This is a genomic window from Streptomyces sp. NPDC025784, from assembly GCF_055558435.1.
In genome coordinates, this window is sequence record NZ_JBVHMN010000026.1 from 100,979 (window position 1) to 117,505 (window position 16,527).

Annotated in this window: 17 protein-coding genes and 2 pseudogenes; 3 read left to right on the forward strand and 16 right to left on the reverse strand. The window is 72.8% G+C overall.

Features of this window, described 5'->3' with window-relative positions; all coding sequences use genetic code 11:
- Window positions 1-61: 61 nt before the first annotated feature.
- Together ACZ4IF_RS39910 and ACZ4IF_RS39915 are read right to left on the reverse strand one after the other, a co-directional pair.
- The gene (locus ACZ4IF_RS39910; protein WP_467572653.1) at window positions 62-643 is read right to left on the reverse strand and encodes a PadR family transcriptional regulator; all 582 of its coding nucleotides are present in this window, start codon (window positions 641-643) and stop codon (window positions 62-64) included.
- A 90-nt stretch (window positions 644-733) separates the two neighbouring features.
- The gene (locus ACZ4IF_RS39915) at window positions 734-1,663 is read right to left on the reverse strand and encodes a LysR family transcriptional regulator (RefSeq protein WP_467572655.1); all 930 of its coding nucleotides are present in this window, start codon (window positions 1,661-1,663) and stop codon (window positions 734-736) included.
- Window positions 1,664-1,758: 95 nt separating this feature from the next.
- Between ACZ4IF_RS39915 and ACZ4IF_RS39920 the strand changes: the two genes are divergently transcribed.
- Window positions 1,759-2,985 carry a diaminopropionate ammonia-lyase gene (locus ACZ4IF_RS39920; RefSeq protein WP_467572658.1) on the forward strand — a complete coding sequence of 409 codons (1,227 nt, stop codon included), beginning with the start codon at window positions 1,759-1,761 and terminating at the stop codon, window positions 2,983-2,985.
- 85 nt (window positions 2,986-3,070) lie between these two features.
- On the opposite strand, the gene ACZ4IF_RS39925 is transcribed toward ACZ4IF_RS39920, so the two are convergent.
- Together ACZ4IF_RS39925 and ACZ4IF_RS39930 are read right to left on the reverse strand one after the other, a co-directional pair.
- On the reverse strand, window positions 3,071-3,865 hold the full coding sequence (locus tag ACZ4IF_RS39925) for an SGNH/GDSL hydrolase family protein (RefSeq protein ID WP_467572660.1): 795 nt from the start codon (window positions 3,863-3,865) through the stop codon (window positions 3,071-3,073).
- 207 nt (window positions 3,866-4,072) lie between these two features.
- Entirely contained in the window at window positions 4,073-4,753 is a 681-nt protein-coding gene (locus ACZ4IF_RS39930) for a class I SAM-dependent methyltransferase (protein WP_467572662.1), read from the reverse strand.
- 90 nt (window positions 4,754-4,843) lie between these two features.
- On the opposite strand from ACZ4IF_RS39930, the gene ACZ4IF_RS39935 reads away from it, so the two are divergent.
- A complete protein-coding gene (locus tag ACZ4IF_RS39935) occupies window positions 4,844-5,509 on the forward strand; it encodes a TetR/AcrR family transcriptional regulator (protein WP_467572665.1) in 666 nt (221 codons plus the stop codon).
- A 173-nt stretch (window positions 5,510-5,682) separates the two neighbouring features.
- On the opposite strand, the pseudogene ACZ4IF_RS39940 reads toward ACZ4IF_RS39935, so the two are convergent.
- The 3 genes and pseudogenes from ACZ4IF_RS39940 to ACZ4IF_RS39950 all read right to left on the reverse strand — a co-directional run.
- Window positions 5,683-6,045: pseudogene (locus tag ACZ4IF_RS39940) on the reverse strand (darcynin family protein); the annotation flags it as partial.
- Between the two features lie 71 nt (window positions 6,046-6,116).
- A complete protein-coding gene (locus tag ACZ4IF_RS39945) occupies window positions 6,117-7,010 on the reverse strand; it encodes an NAD(P)H-binding protein (RefSeq protein ID WP_467572791.1) in 894 nt (297 codons plus the stop codon).
- Between the two features lie 7 nt (window positions 7,011-7,017).
- Window positions 7,018-7,215: a hypothetical protein gene (locus ACZ4IF_RS39950; RefSeq protein WP_467572667.1), complete on the reverse strand. Its 198-nt coding sequence runs from the start codon at window positions 7,213-7,215 to the stop codon at window positions 7,018-7,020.
- 273 nt (window positions 7,216-7,488) lie between these two features.
- Here ACZ4IF_RS39950 and ACZ4IF_RS39955 point away from each other — a divergent pair.
- Window positions 7,489-7,932, forward strand: a pseudogene (locus ACZ4IF_RS39955) (MerR family transcriptional regulator); the annotation flags it as partial.
- Between the two features lie 302 nt (window positions 7,933-8,234).
- Here the strand turns inward: ACZ4IF_RS39955 and ACZ4IF_RS39960 are convergent.
- The 9 genes from ACZ4IF_RS39960 to ACZ4IF_RS40000 all read right to left on the reverse strand — a co-directional run bounded on the left by ACZ4IF_RS39960 (window position 8,235) and on the right by ACZ4IF_RS40000 (window position 16,499).
- Window positions 8,235-8,795 carry a TetR/AcrR family transcriptional regulator gene (locus ACZ4IF_RS39960; protein ID WP_467572672.1) on the reverse strand — a complete coding sequence of 187 codons (561 nt, stop codon included), beginning with the start codon at window positions 8,793-8,795 and terminating at the stop codon, window positions 8,235-8,237.
- A gap of 3 nt (window positions 8,796-8,798) precedes the next feature.
- A complete protein-coding gene (locus tag ACZ4IF_RS39965) occupies window positions 8,799-9,494 on the reverse strand; it encodes a type 1 glutamine amidotransferase domain-containing protein (RefSeq protein ID WP_467572676.1) in 696 nt (231 codons plus the stop codon).
- Window positions 9,495-9,712: 218 nt separating this feature from the next.
- Complete coding sequence (locus ACZ4IF_RS39970) at window positions 9,713-10,384, reverse strand: enoyl-CoA hydratase-related protein (RefSeq protein ID WP_467572679.1); 672 nt, start codon at window positions 10,382-10,384, stop codon at window positions 9,713-9,715.
- 33 nt (window positions 10,385-10,417) lie between these two features.
- Window positions 10,418-11,032 carry a TetR/AcrR family transcriptional regulator gene (locus ACZ4IF_RS39975; RefSeq protein ID WP_467572681.1) on the reverse strand — a complete coding sequence of 205 codons (615 nt, stop codon included), beginning with the start codon at window positions 11,030-11,032 and terminating at the stop codon, window positions 10,418-10,420.
- A gap of 225 nt (window positions 11,033-11,257) precedes the next feature.
- Window positions 11,258-12,499 carry an MFS transporter gene (locus ACZ4IF_RS39980; RefSeq protein WP_467572684.1) on the reverse strand — a complete coding sequence of 414 codons (1,242 nt, stop codon included), beginning with the start codon at window positions 12,497-12,499 and terminating at the stop codon, window positions 11,258-11,260.
- Window positions 12,496-13,611, reverse strand: coding sequence for a PLP-dependent cysteine synthase family protein (locus ACZ4IF_RS39985; RefSeq protein ID WP_467572687.1), 1,116 nt, complete (start codon window positions 13,609-13,611; stop codon window positions 12,496-12,498). Before ACZ4IF_RS39985 ends, ACZ4IF_RS39980 begins: the two co-directional genes overlap by 4 nt.
- Window positions 13,612-13,732: 121 nt before the next feature.
- Complete coding sequence (locus ACZ4IF_RS39990; RefSeq protein WP_467572690.1) at window positions 13,733-14,149, reverse strand: hypothetical protein; 417 nt, start codon at window positions 14,147-14,149, stop codon at window positions 13,733-13,735.
- A gap of 58 nt (window positions 14,150-14,207) precedes the next feature.
- The gene (locus ACZ4IF_RS39995) at window positions 14,208-15,452 is read right to left on the reverse strand and encodes a PP2C family protein-serine/threonine phosphatase (protein ID WP_467572693.1); all 1,245 of its coding nucleotides are present in this window, start codon (window positions 15,450-15,452) and stop codon (window positions 14,208-14,210) included.
- 153 nt (window positions 15,453-15,605) lie between these two features.
- The gene (locus tag ACZ4IF_RS40000) at window positions 15,606-16,499 is read right to left on the reverse strand and encodes a serine hydrolase (protein ID WP_467572695.1); all 894 of its coding nucleotides are present in this window, start codon (window positions 16,497-16,499) and stop codon (window positions 15,606-15,608) included.
- Window positions 16,500-16,527 lie beyond the last annotated feature (28 nt).

Here is a 16,527-nt window from a genome sequence, read left to right on the forward strand (position 1 = left end):
CGATCGGTTTACGGCTGTGTCCCGCGTGCCCGGATCCTGACGGGCGACGCGCGCTCCGCCGTCAGGCGCGTGCTGCCGAGGCGAGCGCCGCCGTCCGCTGCGCGAGGCGCCTCAGAGCCATCTCGCCCCACTGGATCGTCGACCGTTCCAGGGCGAGTCCGCCCTGCAGCGTGAGGTAGGGCCCGAGGCGCTCGACGGTGGCGCAGTACTCGTCCTCGGTGCGCCCGTCGAGCATGCGCTGCTGCGCGCGCTCGTACCGGGCGAGCTTGGCCGCGGCCCGTTCCACGCGCTCGACGAGGTCGGCTCGTACGGCCTCGATGTCACCGAAGTCGACGCACTGCACCTTGACCAGCAGCTCGTCCCGGATGGCCGTCGGCTTCGCGGGCGCGTCCGAGACGAAGGCACGGACGGCTTCGAGGCCCGCTTCGGTGAGCGAGTAGAGGCGCTTGTTGGGGCGGCGCTCCTGCTGCACCACACGCGCGGAGACGATGTCCTCGCTCTCCATGCGCTCCAGCTCGCGGTAGATCTGCTGCGGCGTGGCCATCCAGAAGTTGGCGACGGAGACCTCGAACCCCTTCGCGAGGTCGTACCCGGACGCCTCGCCCTCCAGAAGCGCGGCCATCACCGCGTTGCGCAGAGCCATGTCGCCCAACCTAACACCGCGTCCGACACCCGCCGACGCGCCTGATCACCGCCTCCGCGGAGCGCTGGAAAGCCCCTCGGCGGGGCCCTTTCAGACCGTGCCGCCGATCGGCTCGGCGGCCTGTCTCAGCGCCTGACGGCAGGCGACGATCGCGGGATGGCCGGCGCGGCCCCCGCGTACGGCGGTGAAGATCTTCCGGCTTCCGCGGCCGTGCGGAAGCGGCGTGAGAGGCACGGTCGGCGCGTTCCCGCTGCGGACCAGGTCCGGGAGGAAGGCGACGGCGTGCCCCTGCTCGACGAGCCGCTGGTGGAGGAGGAGGTCGGTGGATTCGAAGCGGACGTCCGGCTCGAAGCCGGCGTCCCGGCACTGGGTCATGGCCCAGTGCCGGGCGGGCGTGCCCTCCGGCTCCATGACCCACGGGTCCTCGGCGGCGGCCCGCAAGACCTCTCCCGGCCTGGCCCCGTGCGCCGTGTCCCGCGTCGCGAAGGCCCGCGGGCGGGCCAGCCTGAGGGTGTCCTCGCAGAGGTCCTCGCGCTCCGTGCCGGCGGGCAGCGGGTCGGGGTGGCCCGGGTACTCCTCGGCGACGACCAGGTCGAAGTCGCGGGCCACCAGCGCCGGCAGGGCCTTCTCCGGTTCGGTCTGGGTGACGTGGATCCGCAGCCGGGGGTGGGTGTCGCGCAGCCCGGTCAGTGCGGCCGGGACGAGGGCGAGCGCGGCCGTCTGGAAGGTGGCGATACGCAGGGTGCCGGTCAGTTCGGCCAGCGAGGTGGCGATGTCCGCCTCCGCCTGCTCCAGCCGCCGCAGCACCGCCTCGGTGTGCTCGACGAGGATCTCGGCCTGTTCGGTGAGCCGCACCCGCCGGCCCACGGGCTCCAGCAGGGGGACTCCGACCTCCGACTCCAGCAGCGACAACTGCTGGGAGACCGTGGAAGGGCTGTACGAGAGGGCGGCGGCGACCGCGGCGAGCGTGCCCCGGTGCTTGAGCTGGCGGAGCAGACGCAGCCGGTGCAGGTCGAACATCGGCACCCTCCTCGGCCATGGGTCGGCTTCCTCGACGATTATCGGTCGGAAACATTCACTGGACCAACGGGAAGGAGAGGCGACACAGTGGCCGGGTGCCTGTGATTCCCTCCCAGAACTCCATCGGCGGCCTGCCGGAGCGGGGCCGGGCGTGGTTCTCGCGTCCGGCGGCCCGCGCCTGGACCTGCCCGCCCGCCCCGGCGGCCGTGCGGGACTTCCACTCGCGCCTGCCCGGCTTCACCTCCACCCCGCTGACCGAACTTCCCTCCCTGACCCAGGAGTTCGGGGTCGGGCGGGTGTTCGTCAAGGACGAGTCGTGCCGCCTGGGACTGCCCGCCTTCAAGGCGCTGGGTGCTTCCTGGGCGATCCATCGGGTGCTGGACCGGCGCGCGGACGGCCATCCCGTACGGCTGGTCACCGCCACCGACGGCAATCACGGCCGCGCGGTGGCCCGCATGGCGCGTCTGCTCGGCCACCGCGCCCATGTCTTCGTGCCGCGGGGCGTGCATCCGGCTGCGGAGGCCGCGATCGCCGCCGAGGGCGCGGACGTCACCCGGGTCGACGGGCCCTACGACGAGGCCGTCCGCCGTGCGTCCGTGGCCGCGGACGAACCGTCGGCCGTGCTCGTGCAGGACACCGCCTGGTCCGGCTACGAGGAGGTCCCCGGCTGGATCGTGGAGGGGTACTCCACCCTGTTCGCCGAGATCGACGAGCAGTTGGGCGCGGCGGGCGCGGGCCCGGCGGGCCTGGTCGCCGTCCCGGTCGGCGTGGGGTCGCTCGCCCAGGCCGCCGTCACGCACTACCGCCGAGGCCCGGACGGACCTGCACCCGCCCTGTTGTCGGTGGAGCCCGACAACGCCGCCTGCGTCCTCGCGAGCCTCGTCGCGGGCGAGGCGGTCAGCGTCACGACCGGCGAGACGATCATGGCAGGTCTGAACTGCGGCACCCCTTCCAGCCTCGCCTGGCCGTATCTGCGGGACGGCGTGGACGCAGCCGTCACGGTCACCGACGCCGAGAGCGCCGCCGCCGTCCGTGATCTCGTCGCACTCGGTGTGCACGCCGGGCCCTGTGGGGCCGCCTCGCTCGCCGGGGTGCGCGCCGCGCTCGGCGGCGCCGGGCAGCAGGGCCGCCGAGCCGACCTGGGCGTCGGCCCCGACTCGACGGTCGTTCTGTTGAGCACGGAGGGCGCCGATGCCAATCCGGCGCTCGCGGCCCGTGCATCCGTCTCGTCTGCCGGGTGCGTCCCACTCGCCATGTCGGACGCGTCCTGCGCTCCGGACGCACCCTTCGTGTCGGACAAGCAGGTCACACGGGACGCCTGAGCCGCGCGGTACGCACGGGCAGCCTGGGTCACATCGGACACCTGAGCCACACGGGTCACGTCAATGACTCGCAGGCCCTCTGCCGTCACGACAGGTCTTCGGCCGGCACGGTCACCGGCAGGAGCGCCGGCCTCTTGGCCGCCCGCCCGTCGCCGGAGGACCGTCCCCGTACCCGCCGCGCGATCCACGGCCCGAGGAAGGATCCGGCCCAGCGCAACTCTGCGCGGAGGGCTCGCAGTCCCGAGGGGGACGCGAGGTCGGCGGGCAGGGGCCGCGTCCAACTGTCGTCGCTGCCGGGCAGGTCCAGTGCCTGCGCGACCGCGGCGGCGATGCGTGCGTGGCCGAGCGGGGCCGCGTGCAGACGGTCCGCGCTCCACAGCCGCGGATCGGTCACGACGGGATGGTGGGAGGTCTCGGCCACCACGACGCCGTGCCGCCCGGCGGCCACGCGGATGCCGTCGTTCAGAGCGAGGACGCGATGGCCGATGGGGCGGGCCAGTGGCGTCATCCGGGCGACGTCCGGAAAGGTCAGCGTGGCGACGCGGGCTCCCCGCGCGGTGAGTGCGCCGAACATGGCGTCCAGGTGGGCGACGACCTCGTCGGCGTCGAACCGGGGACGCAGCACGTCGTTGACACCGGCCACGACCGTGACGAGGTCGGGGCGCAACGCGAGGGCTGGTTCGAGTTGTTCGGCACGCACCTGCCCGGCCAACCGGCCCCGTACGGCGAGGTTGGCGTACACCAGGTCCGGACTGCTGAGCGCGAGTTGCTCGGCCAGCCGGTCCGCCCACCCCCGCAGCCCCCGGACGTCGTCACCGTCGCCGAGCCCTTCCGTCTGACTGTCGCCCAGCGCGACGTATCGCAGGTATGCGTCGGGCATCTGTCGATCACCGTCCTCCGTCACCCCGATCACGCGGGCGCGCCGTCCCGCCTCACGCGATCCACCGGTCAACAATGCACCTAGGTGCATTGTTGACCATAGCAAGCCACGGGCGAACCCCGCGTGCGATACGCGGCACCGCACCGCCGCCCCGTGACCGTCACCGCACGCACCGCCCGCGCCTTGCGCGAACTCGGCCTCCCCACCTCACCCGTCCGGCGTCTCCGCGGCCGGGCGTCCGGCCTGGACGTAGCACAGCCAGGGGCGTACGTCGCCGCTCCCCCGCACGTCGAAGCCCGCGTCCGCGACCAGCCCGTCCAGCAGGTCGACGTGGTTGTGGGCCATGGCCGGACTGCTCGCGCCGTGCACCAGATGCCGGCCGACGCGACTCCTGGGCGGCCGGAACTCGACGACCAGAAGTCGACCGCCCGGGCGCAGTACACGGCACATCTCGCGCAGCGCCACAAGCCGTAGATCCGCGGGCAGGTGATGCAGCATCAGGCTGGTGACGACCGTGTCGAAGGAGGCGTCGGGGAAGTCGAGACGCTCGGCGACGCCTTCCCGGTACGTACACGGGGCCGCCCGGCCGCGGACGCGTTTGCGGCGGGCGTAGGCCAGCACGGGCGGCGACGGGTCGACACCGGTCACCGCGCCCTCCGGGCCGACCCGCGCGGCCATGTGCCGGGTCAGGTGGCCGGTGCCGCAGCCCACGTCGAGCACCCGGTCCCCGGGCCGGGCGCCGCTCAGCGCGGCGAGGCGGGCGAAGGCGCGACGCCGCCGACCGACGAAGCAGACGGCGCCGAAGAGTTCGTACGCACGGGGTGCCGCGATGGTGATGCCGGGAGTGTCGGTGCGCGGCTTGCCTTGCATGAGGTGGCCCAGGGGCATGACGGCCCTCCATAACTTAGTCACGACTAAGTACAGCACCAACTTAGTCGCGACTAAGAAATTCGGCAAGGGCCGCATACGATGAGTCGCGTGACCGACTCCGATGCGCCCGCGCCCTCGGCCGAGCCGGGGACCGCCCGGCAGGCCGGCCCGCGCCGAAGCCGCACCCGCATGCCCGCCGCCGAGCGCCGCGCGTCGATCCTGGCCGCCGCCACCGAGGTGTTCTCCGAGACCGGCTACCAGCGCGGCAAGGTCTCCGACATCGCCCGACGCATCGGCGTCACCGAACCGGTCGTCTTCCAGAACTTCGGTTCCAAGGCCGCGCTCTACCAGGCCGTCCTCGATCACGCCGCCGCCGCGGTGACCGCGCTCCTCGACCGGGCCGCGGATGCCGGGCGCCCCGTTCCCGACGTCCTGGCCGCCTTCCTGGACCCGGACCACATGGACCGCTTCCACCGGCCGGGCGCCCATGGCCACCTCTTCGCGGACGCCGCCGCCCTCGCCGACGACCCCGCCCTCGGCACGGCCGTCCGCCAGGTCCACCTGCACTTCGCCCAGGCACTGGCCGACCTGCTGCGGCGCGGCCAGAACGCCGGTGACATCCGTGCCGACGTCAGCGCGGACACCGCGGCCTGGTGGCTCGTCTCCCTGCTGGCGAGCCGCTCCTTCCGCGCGGCCGTCGTCCCCGACCAGGACACGGTGGAAGCCGAACTGACCGACATGGCGCTGCGATCGCTGCTGCCGGACGACCGCTGAAGGATCGTCGGTCTCAGGCTGACGCCGGGGGTGCCCCAGCGGATGCAGGCCGCTGCCGCTTCGTACCTCAGGAGTCCTGCGGGGCCCGCGGCCGACGGGGCGCCGAGCCGATGCCCTCCGGGCGCAACCGGCCGGAGGGCATCGGCGCAGTTGCGTGAGTGGGCGGTGTGTCGGGTGGTGACGGTGGAAACGGGTTCGAGACCGTAGGTTCGCGCATAGCCGTTCTCGGTGCCGACGAGAAGGTCGCCGACCTCGAAGTAGTGGTCCCGGAACGGGGTTTCGCGCAGTGCGTCGATGAGGCGCCGGTAGGCGTGGTGGTCTTCGGCCTCCCACACCCGGACGTCGGTGACGCGCGCGGAGCAGAACTCCGTGTCGTAGAAGCGTGACCGGACTTTGGTGGTCATGGCCTCGATGGTCGGCAGGACCTGGGTGGTGAAGGCGTCCACGCGTTCCTGGACGGTCAGGGCCAGCCATTCGGGTGTGGTCTTGACCAGCATGAACGCGGTGACCGGCGGTTCGGTCGTTTCAGCGGACATCAGGGTGCCTCCAGGGTGACAAGTGGGCTTGGTTCGCCGGGCTCCTTGTGCTCCGGCGTCGGGTCCGGACTTCAGGGGAGGACGACGGGCTTGAGGGTCCGGGCGCACCACTGCTCGAAGCCGGTGGGGGAAGTGGTGTCCGTAGTGCGGGCGACGCCGGCGTCGAGACCTTCGTCCTTGGCCCGCTTCATGTCGACGATGCCCTGGACGAACGCCTCGTCGAGGCCGTGGCCGACGAGGGTGGTGGACATCTCGTCGAGCGGCCGGCGTTCGTAGCGGACGGGGCGGCCGAGCTGTTCGGTCATGATGCGGGCCAGGTCGTTGGGGGACAGGTCCCGCGGCCCGAGGACCGGGACGCTGTCGGTGCCGGTCCACGAGCGGTTCAGCAGCAGGCCGGCGGCGACGGCCGCGATGTCGGCGACAGCGACCAACGGGGCTTTGCGGTCGGCGTCGACGCAGTCGGTGAAGACGCCCTTCTCGCGGATCGAGTCGGCTTCCTCCAGGAGGTTCTCGTAGAAGGACGGGCAGGTCAGCGCCCGGTGGGCGACGCCGGTCCCGGCGATGAGGTCGTCCATGGCGAGGGAGGCGGTGACGAGGCCGGCCCGGTCGGCGAGCGGGGTGCCGCGGCCGAGCGCGGAGACGCCGACGACATGGCCGACGCCGTGGGCGGTGAGCGCCTTCAGGGCGGGGAGGGTGAATCCGCTGTACGCGTCGTACGGGGTCAGGGAGGCGTCCGGGGGGACGAGCCAGAAGACGGCGTCCGCACCCTCGAAGGCCACGTCGAGGACCCCGGCTTCCCCGTGCGATCCGGTGACCACCTCGACGCTGCCGCGCGCCGCGTCCGGAAGCCGGGCGGGATCTCGCACGATCACGCGCAGACCCCCACCCGCTGCGGGAGCGGACTCAAGGAGTCGGGAGAGCAGGTGACGGCCGATGTTCCCGGTGGGAGCAGTGACGACGATCAGCTCGGAGTCAGGCCCTGGCGGTCGCCTCGATGCGCCAGCGGCCGACCTCTTGAAAGTCCGAGTCGTACACGGCCGAGCCGTCGCCCGGTTCGAGCGCGTAGTGGTGGAGGTTGCCGCCCCAATAGCGGAGGATGCGGCCGAGTTCGCCCGCCGGGTCCTCCGTCAGGCGCGCGTCGTCCATGGTGACTTCCAGCAGGAATTTCAAGTCGCCCACTCCTCTGACACATCCGGACAGCCCGGCTCGAACGACCGGGCCTCGGCTTTCCATTGTTTCATTCAATTGCTTATGGGGACTTCAGGAGCAATCAGCGCTGGACATGCCCTCGAAATGCCCGAAAAGTCTCAACCGGCGTTGAGGGGTTAGGGTGAGCGTCTCGGTACGGGCGGCGGGGCAGCGGAGGTCGATGTGGGTCAGCGACTGCGCGCCGTCGACCTTGCGCGGACGGCCGGGATCTCGGTCCAGCAGGTCCGCAATTACGTGGAGCTGGGGGTTCTGCCGCCGACGGAGCGGACGGAGAGCGGATACCGTGTCTTCACCGCCGCCCACGCACGGGCCCTCGGCACCGCCCGCGACATGGCCGCGGGTCACGGGTGGCCGACGGCCCGCGTGGTCATGCGAGCCGTCCACGACGGTGACTTGGAGGCGGCGTTGGCCGCCCTCGACGCGAGTCACGCCCGACTGGACCGCGAGCGAGCGGAGTTGGCGGCGGTGCACGAGGCGCTGGACACCGTGCCGGCGGGCCGCACGACCACGTCGGTGCACGCTCGGCGTCACCTGCGCATCGGTCAGGTGGCCCGTGCCGTGGGGGTCCGGCCACCGGTCCTGCGGCTCTGGGAGGACCGCGGTCTGCTGCGGCCGGACCGGGAGCCGTCGACCGGCTATCGGGTCTACTCCCGCACGGAAGTGCATGCCGCGCAGGTCGTCTCGCTGCTCCGCCGAGGTCACTGCCCCCTTGCGACGATCAAGGCGGTCCTGGACGAACTGCGGTCCACCGGAAGCCCCGACCGCGTCGTCGGCGAACTGGCCGGCCGGGGCAGGACCTGCATCGTCGCAGCCTCCACCGGCTGCGCGCCTCGGCCGCCCTGCACGACTACCTGGAGTACCTCGGTCAGCTGGATTGAGGGTGTCCGCGTACGGGCGTGCCGCCGGCGTCCGCACCGCCTCCCGCACGCCCGGTCGTCTCGAGTCCGCCCGCCGAGCCGACGACCTGGCCGGGCAGAGCGTCATCGGGACGCCGGCGTGCCGAGCAGTCCCGACAGGATCGCGGTGGCCGCGGGCTCCAGCAGTGCGCTGCCCTCGGCCTGCGACTCCAGGCCGACGACGAGCGCGATGGCGATGTCGGCGGCCTCGGCCGGCTCGACACCGCCGACCGTGCCCGCCTCGGCGAACAGGCCGATGAGCAGGCGCCGCAGGTCGGCGGTGAAGGCGCAGCAGATTCCTCCGAACAACCGGGCCTTGGCGTCGAGGAGTTCGGCGGTGTGCGGCGACGGGCCGCTGAGTGCGAGGACGAGGTCCAGCTTGGCCACCAGGACGCCCCTGATGCGTCGGTCGAGCGGGGCGTCCCGGTCGGCGGCGGCCGCCCGGGCACGGACGAGGGCCCGGTCGTGCAGGCGGGCGGCCAGCTTGCGGAAGGCGTCGTCCTTGCTGCGGACGTACTGGTAGACCGCCGACCGGGACACGCCCATGGTGGAGGCGATGTCGTCCATCGTGGTGCGCCGCACGCCGTGCCTGGTGAGGCAGTCGTACGTGGCGTCGAGGACCTCTTCGAGCCGGTCGGTGCTCATGCGTCAGCCCAGCTTCTGCAGCAGTTCCGCGGCGAGCGGCGCGGAGGACGCGGGGTTCTGGCCGGTGACCAGGTTGCGGTCGACGACCACGTTGGGCGCCCAGGGCTCGCGGGCCTGTACGTCCACTCCGGCCTCGACGAGACGGGTCTCCAGGAGCCACTTCGCACGGTCGGCGAGTCCGGCCTGGGTCTCCTCGACGTCGGTGAAGGCCGCGACCCGGTAGCCGGCGAAGGCGTTCGTGCCGTCGTCGCGGGTCGCGGCGAGCAGCGCGGCGGGCCCGTGGCAGACCACGCCGAGCGGCTTGCCCGACGTCAAGGTGTCCATGAGGAGCCGGCCGGAGGTGGCGTCGACCGCCAGGTCCTCCATGGGGCCGTGGCCTCCGGGGTAGAAGACGGCGGCGTAGTCGTCGAGGTTCACGTCCTCGAGACGGATCGGGTTCCGCAGCTCGGTCATCCCGGCGAGCACGTTCGCGATCTTGTCGGCGCCTTCCTGGCCGCCGTTGGCCTCCGGGGCGAGGCTTCCCTTGTCGACGGTCGGGACGACGCCGCCGGGCGTGGCGACGACGATCTCGTGACCGGCCGACGTGAGGATCTCGTACGGGGCTGCCGCTTCCTCGGCCCAGAACCCGGTGGGGTGCTTGGTGCCGTCGGCGAGGGTCCAGTGGTCGACGCCGGTCATCACGAAAAGGATCTTGGACATGCGCTGCCTCCGAGGGATACGGGCCCATGGGGACCCGGGCGATGGTCATCGCACGCTCCGGCACTCTGCGAGCGCTGACGCTTCGGGTGCAGATCGTCAGTGCGGCGATGTCCTCGAAGGTAGGTCTCTCTCCCATTCGTTTCCAATGACAATCCCCATACCAGGCATTGGAAATCCAATGCCTGGCAGGGGCGCTGACGAGGTGCGTCCCGTCGGCGTCAGCCGAGGGGGTTCTCCCGGTCACGCAGGACGGTGAGGACGGGGGCGTACATGCGGGCCTTGATGGTGCCGAGGGTGTCACCCGCCTTGGCCGTCAGGGCGGTGGCGATCTCGAGGGCGGTGGACCGGACCGCCTGCTCGTCCACGGCGTGGTCGACGATCCCGGCGGCGAGGGCGTCGTGACCGCCGAAACGGCGGGCGGTGACCATGGCCTCGTGCGCGGGCCGGGGCGCCAGCCGCGCCTGGATCAGGGCGGACATCCCTGGCGTGAAGGGGATGTCGATGTCGGCCTCGGGCAGGCACCAGAAGCCACGGTCGCCGCGCATCACACGGAAGTCGTGGGCCAGGGAGAGCATGGCGCCCGCCGCGAACGTGTGCCCCTGGAGAGCCGCCACGGTGACGATCGGCAGGGACAGCACGCGCGCGAAGAGGTCGTGCACCGAGACGACGTACTCGTGGTACTGGTCGGCGTGGGCGAACAGCCAGTCGAGGTCGAGGCCGTTGGAGTAGAACTTCCCGGTGGCGGTGGTCACCAGGGCGCGCGGCCCCTCCGCCTTCTCCACCTCGTCCAGAGCGGCGTTCACGGAGGCGATCCAGTCGGGGTGGAAGCGGTTCTCGTCGTCTCCGAGGTCGAGTACGAAGACGTTGTCCTGACGGTCGAGCGCGGGCATGGCCACTCCTTGGGCGAATCGGGTCGGGCGGGGTCAGGTGGTGTGCGGCCGGTGGTCCGCGTCGGGCCGTGCCGGCAGGGCGAGTCGGAGCAGGTCGTGGATCTCGGCCGCGGCGGCCTCGATGGGGGCGGTGCTCCGCTCGGCGCGGCACATGATCACCGCTCCCTCGACGGCGGAGATGATGAACGCGGCCAGCCGTGTGCTGCGCTCCTGCGGCACTCCGTCGTGCAGCAGGAGGGCGGCGAGCGATTCCTGCCGGCGCGCGAAGACCGCGGCGGCGGATCGGGCGAGCTGCGGTGCGTCGTCGTTGGTCTCGACGGCCACGGCCACGATGGGGCAGCCGTCCCGGAAGTCGCTGTCGAGGAGCCTCTCCCGCCAGAGGGCGAAGAAGGCGTCGACGGCCTCCAGCGGGTCGCCGGCGCGCCCGGCGGCGTCGAGCAGACCACTGAAGAAGTCGCCGGCCAGGGCGACCGCCTCGTCGATCAATTGGGTCCGCCCGCCGGGAAAGTGGTGGCACACGGAGCCACGCGGGGCGCCGCTGTGGGCGAGCACCCGGTCGATGCTCGTGGCGCTCGCCCCGTACTCACGCAACAGGGCCGCGGCGCTGAGGACCATCCGGTCCCGGCTGCCGCTCTTGCGCGGGCTCACACACCTCTCCCCTCATCTCCCCGCGGGCGGGCGGCTACCTGACCTTCGCCGCCACGGAAGACGCGGGTCGCCGGAGCCACCACCAAGTAGCTACCTGCCGGTAACTTATGGTGTACCCCATAGAACAGGCAAGGAGTGATCGCCGCCGTCTCCCCGCGCCTCGACGCCCGCACCGCAGCGCCCGCACCCCCACCGCACACATCCCGCAGACCGTCCGACCGTCGCTCAGCCCGGCACGGGAACCGGCCGCGCCGTGAGGTACCCGGCGCTGTGCAGCCTGACGACCAGCACGGCACACACCAGCCCGGTGCCGGCCAGCGCCGCCCACGGCAGCCAGCTCACGCCCGTGTCGAACAGCGCCCCGACGCCGAGATTGCCGAGCGAGACGGCGATGCCGGAGACGGTGTTGTAGGCGCCGTAGTGCGTCGCGACCAGCCGGTCGCCGCAGAGACGTACGACGGTGTCCATCTCGAACGGATAGAGGAGCGCCCCGCCCCAGGCCAGCAGTGCCGCGCACACCACCAGGGCGCACACCCCGGCCACGGGGTCGTACGGCCGGGGCACCAGCGGCAGGAAGGCGGCCCCCATCACCACCAGCCCGTACGCGATCGCCTGCGGACCGGGCAGCGTCCGCTTCGCCCAGGCCGTCAGCTTCAGCTGACCCGACAGCGCGGCGAGCGCGGAGACGGCGAAGACCGCGCCGGTGACCAAGCCGGTCCGCTCGCCGAAGAGTTCGCGGGCCCGCAGCGGCAGGGCGAGATACACCTGGAAGGCCAGGACGTACGAGCAGCTCATCGCGGCGGCGAAGAGGAGGAAGGGGCGGTTGGCGGCGACCGTGCGCCAGTCGGCGGCGACCGACCGCCGGGCAGGATCGGCGCCCCGGTCCGCCGCGGGACGTGCGGGCAGCGCGCGGGCCTGCACGATCGCCAGCGCGCCGAAGATGAGCGCGGCGACGGTGCACACCGCCGCGAAGTCCCAGGCCAGCAGGGCGAGTCCGGCGAGCGGGCCGACGACGATGCCTGCCTGGTAGAACACGTTGAACGCGGCGAACGCCTCGACCCGTCGCGCCTCCCCCGCGTCCGCGGCCAGATAGGCACGGACGGCCGGGTTGAACAGGGCCCCCGCCAGACCCGTCAGCGCCGAGGCCGCGATCAGTGCGGGCAGACCGTCGGCCACGGCGAGCAGCCCGAACGCGACCGTCCGCAGCGCGCACCCGGCGAGGATCGCCGGCTTGCAGCCGTAGCGGTCGGCGATCGTCCCGCCGACCAGGAACATGCCCTGCTGCGAGAGGTTGCGCACGCCGAGGACGAGGCCCACGGTCCAGGCCGCGAGGCCCAGCCCGTGGGCGAGATGGTCGGCCAGATACGGCATCAGCATGTAGAAGCCGAGGTTGATGGCGAACTGATTGACCATCAGCAGCCGTGCGGGACGGTCGAAGGAGGCCACTTGGGCACGCAGCCCCTTCATCGGACGCCCGCCCTCGCCGCACCGCGGCCGAGCGGATCGCGGACCCGGCTGCACCGGGTCCAGCGTGTCACGACCCGTTCGTCCTGCTCGGCGATCTCGTCGGGCTCCTGCGGCGCCGGGCGTCCGAGGAGCCGTTGCTCGTGGCACCAGGCGTCGTTGTAGACGGTCTCCAGGTAACGGTGCGGGCCGTCGGGGAAGATCGCGGCGATCCGGGTTCCGGCCGGGAACTCCCGCGCGGCCCATCCCGCGACGAGGGCGACCGCGCCGACGCTCCAGCCACCGGAGGCGTAGTGGCGGCGGGCCAGCCGGCGACAGGCCCACACCGCCTCGTCCGCAGCCACCCAGTGCACCTCGGCGAAGGCCTCGTAGTCGACGTTGGCGGGGTGGATGCTGGATCCCAGACCGCGCATCAGGCGCGGCGCGGCGGGCTGCCCGAAGATCGTCGAGCCGACCGCGTCCACCCCGATCAGCTTCAGCCCGGGGAACGACTCGCGCAGCCCCGCCGTGACACCGGCGGAGTGACCGCCCGTGCCCACCGCGGCCACCAGCACGTCGACGTGGCCGAGTTGGGCGGCGAGTTCGGCGGCCAGCGGCCGGTAGGCGGCCGCGTTGTCCGGGTTGTGGTACTGGTCCGGGCAGTACGCGTCCGGCGTACGGGCCAGAAGTTCGGCGACGCGGTCACGGCGGGCCTGCTGCCAGCCACCTTCCCGGTGCGGGACGGGGACCTGGTCGACCCGGGCGCCGAGCGCGGTCAGCAGACGGACCACGGACAGCTCCGCGCCGGGATCGGTGACGACGGTGACGGGGTGGCCGTACGTCAACCCGGCCAGGGCGAGGCCCAGACCGAGGGTGCCGCTGGACGACTCCACGATCGGGGCGCCGGGGACGAGTTCGCCGCGCCGGCGTGCCTCGCCGACCATGTGCAGTCCGGGGCGGTCCTTGATGCCGCCGGGATTGGCGCCTTCCAGCTTGGCGTGGAACCCGCGGCCGGGCGGGGCGAAGGGTTCGCCGACCCACAGGACCGGGGTGTCGCCTACGAGCTGGGCGGGGCGGCGGGCGATCGCGGGAAGCGGGGTGCGGTCCCCGCGGGGTTCGAGCAGGGAGAGGTGCATGGGCGTACGGCTCCTTGGCGCCCGGCCGGATTCGGCGGGCGCGTCGTGGCGGATCACGGGCGCGCGACGGCACGCCCCGGCGGCGCCCTCGTGCCGGGGCGCGGACGGGGAGTGCGGGCGCCTAGAGCCGCCAGACGCAGTGCAGCGCACGGATGCCACGACGGTCCGCCGCGGCGAGCGGCCGGGACGGACCGCCACCGGGGGCATGCCCGGCTCCGGGCGCGACGGTCGCGCACGGCGGGGTGTCCGGTCCGTCGTGGCCGGGCCCCGGGCCGGTCTCGCCGGTGCGGGGCCGGTCCGCGACGTGGTCGACATGCCCGTCGGCCGTGTGGTCGTGACCGGGGGACGGTTTGATCCCGTCAGCGATGCGCGCCTCGCCGTCCGCGTGCGAGATGACCGGGAAGGCCGTGCGGGTGCCCTCGAGAGCGGCGCCGTGCACGGCGCCCGCGAGATGGACGACGACGATCAGGACGACCCCGAGGAGCAGCCAGAGCCGTCCGGCCCCCGGTGTCCTCGTCCTGACGCGCAACCCGATCATATGCACACAGTATGCGAATGACCGCATCGAGTTACGTAACGACGGTCCGGCTCGCCCGTCACATGCGCACGATCACCAGGGCGGTGTCGTCGGTGGCGCCACCGGCCGGAAGCAGGTCCCCGAGCAGGGCGTCGGCGAGGGCCTCGGGAGAGGCTCCCCGGTGACGGGCCAGAGAGTCCGCGAGCCGCGCCAGGCCGGTGTCGATGTCCTCACGGCGGCGCTCGATCAGACCGTCGGTGTAGAGCACGAGCACGGCACCCTCGGCGAAGCGTGCGACGGCCTCGGGCCGTGGTTCGGGCTCGGGACGCGCCCCGAGCGGCGGGTCGGTGGCCCTGTCGAGGAACTCGACGGTGCCGTCGGCGTGCAGGAGGGCGGGCGGAGGGTGGCCCGCGCTGCTGTAGGTGAGCGTGTGGGTCTCCCAGTCCACGAAGACCTTCACGACCGTGGTCGACTCGGCGCCCTCGACGGTGCGCGCGTACAGCCCGAGGACGTCCAGGGCCCGCGCCGGCCCGGTGGCGAGGAGCGAGGTGGCGCTGAGCGCGCTGCGCAGCTGCCCCATGACGCCCGCCGCCACGAGTCCGTGTCCGACGACGTCACCGACGGCCACGGCGATACGGTCGCCGGGCAGGTCGACCAGGTCGTACCAGTCCCCGCACACGTTCAGCGCACCGGTGGCGGGCTGGTAGCGCACGGCCGCCGGGTGATGGCCGACCGGTCGGGGCAGGGGCAGCATCGCGGCCTGCAACGTCAGGGCGACCTCGCGCTCCCGGGCGTGCGCCCGCCGCAGCCGTTCGTTGACCTCCTGGAGCTCGCGGGCGCGGGTGTACAGCTCCGCCTCCAGCACCCTGGCGTGGTCCCCGCCGTCGCCCGCTGCGCCGACACCGCGGCGGCCGCGGGCCCGGATGAGTTCGGTGACCTCCTCCACCCGGTGCAGCAGGAGCACGACCTGCCCGTCCGGGCCGCGGACGGGGGCGTTGACCGGGCTCCAGTACCGCTCCTCCCACACGCCCGGCCGGTCGGGGTACTCGACGTCGTAGCGCTGGAGAGCCATCGCGTCGCGCTCCCCCGTGGTCGCGACACGCTTCAGCGATGCCTCGAGGTTGCGCATGCCGGTGGCGGACGGGTCGTTGGGGTTGTCGGGGAACACGTCGAACAGATGGCGGCCCACCACCTGTTCACGGCTGCGGCCCGACATGCGCAGGAATTCCTCGTTCGCGTCGGCGTAGTCCAGTCGTGGGGTGAGCAGGGCCACCGCACCGGGAAGGGCCTGGAAGACCGCCGCGTAGTCGATTCCCGGTTCCATCACCTGCTCCCGCCTCGCCGTTCGCCCGCCGGGGGCTCTCACCATAGGAGCGGGCGCCCGGCGGGCCGGCGATGCCGCCGCGGCCGAGCGGGGCGTTCACACCGACGGCCCCGGGCCGGCGGATGTCCGGCCGCCGGGGCGCGGTCCCGGAAGTCAGGAAGTGGTGGTGGTGGACGCGTTCAGGTCGTGGTTCACCGCGCGGGCGGCGGCCTCCAGGGTGGCCACGCCTTCGTCCATCGTGCGGTTGTCCTGGGAGAGCACGGCCATCCCGTAGTCGTGGCCGCCGCCGGTGAACACCCCGACGCTGTGCACCCTCCAACCGTGGGTCTCCAGCGGCAGCCAGCCGTTCTTGACGTGGACGGCCGCGGTCGCGGGCGCCCCGGCGGGCGCGCCCCAGCGCTGGTCGGCGGCGACGTGACCCATCAGCCGGAGGGCGTAGGCGCGGGCGTTCCGGTCGAGGACCGGGTTGTCGGAGGTGAGCAGGCGCAGCAGCCTGAGCTGGTCGGCGGCCGTGATCCGGGTCCGGCCCCAGTGGTTCGCCGATCCGGGCACGGTGTCCTTCATGCCGGCCTGGTCCAGGAAGTGCTGGATGCCGTCGGCGCCGATCCGGTGCCACAGGGTGTTGGTCGCGTCGTTGTCGGACTTGGTGATCATCGCGGTGGTCAGCTTCACCTCGTCGGCGGTGAGCGCGCGCTTGTCCTCCGCGGCCTGCCGCAGCAGGGCGCCGAGGACGGTGACCTTGACCACGCTCGCCGAGTCGAAGGCCGCGTCGGCGCGGTACGCGCAGGAGGTCCCCGTGGTGCGGTCGTAGAGGGCGAGGGCCGAAGTGTCCTTACGGCCGCGGAGGGCCTCGGCTATGTCCCGCGCCAGCCGGTCCGCCAGGGCCGACCGCTTCGAGGAACACGTCACCTTCGCACCACCGACGGTCGTCGAGGCGGAGCTCGCGTGGGCGGGGGCGGCGGTCGCGAGCGCCGCGAGCGCCGTCCCCGCGGCCATGGCCCCGGCGAGCCCACGGCGCACTCGGCGCGATGTCTGCGTTCCCGGCATGGAGTGTCCGTCCTGCTGCGTGTCGGCG

Bases quoted from the DNA above. Each gene is read 5' to 3' on its own strand.
- ACZ4IF_RS39910 (WP_467572653.1), bottom strand. From the start codon at position 643: ATGGCTCTGCGCAACGCGGTGATGGCCGCGCTTCTGGAGGGCGAGGCG.
- ACZ4IF_RS39915 (WP_467572655.1), bottom strand. From the start codon at position 1,663: ATGTTCGACCTGCACCGGCTGCGTCTGCTCCGCCAGCTCAAGCACCGG.
- ACZ4IF_RS39925 (WP_467572660.1), bottom strand. From the start codon at position 3,865: ATGCCCGACGCATACCTGCGATACGTCGCGCTGGGCGACAGTCAGACG.
- ACZ4IF_RS39930 (WP_467572662.1), bottom strand. From the start codon at position 4,753: ATGCCCCTGGGCCACCTCATGCAAGGCAAGCCGCGCACCGACACTCCC.
- ACZ4IF_RS39960 (WP_467572672.1), bottom strand. From the start codon at position 8,795: ATGAGCACCGACCGGCTCGAAGAGGTCCTCGACGCCACGTACGACTGC.
- ACZ4IF_RS39965 (WP_467572676.1), bottom strand. From the start codon at position 9,494: ATGTCCAAGATCCTTTTCGTGATGACCGGCGTCGACCACTGGACCCTC.
- ACZ4IF_RS39970 (WP_467572679.1), bottom strand. From the start codon at position 10,384: ATGCCCGCGCTCGACCGTCAGGACAACGTCTTCGTACTCGACCTCGGA.
- ACZ4IF_RS39980 (WP_467572684.1), bottom strand. From the start codon at position 12,499: ATGAAGGGGCTGCGTGCCCAAGTGGCCTCCTTCGACCGTCCCGCACGG.
- ACZ4IF_RS39985 (WP_467572687.1), bottom strand. From the start codon at position 13,611: ATGCACCTCTCCCTGCTCGAACCCCGCGGGGACCGCACCCCGCTTCCC.
- ACZ4IF_RS39990 (WP_467572690.1), bottom strand. From the start codon at position 14,149: ATGATCGGGTTGCGCGTCAGGACGAGGACACCGGGGGCCGGACGGCTC.
- ACZ4IF_RS39995 (WP_467572693.1), bottom strand. From the start codon at position 15,452: ATGGAACCGGGAATCGACTACGCGGCGGTCTTCCAGGCCCTTCCCGGT.
- ACZ4IF_RS40000 (WP_467572695.1), bottom strand. From the start codon at position 16,499: ATGCCGGGAACGCAGACATCGCGCCGAGTGCGCCGTGGGCTCGCCGGG.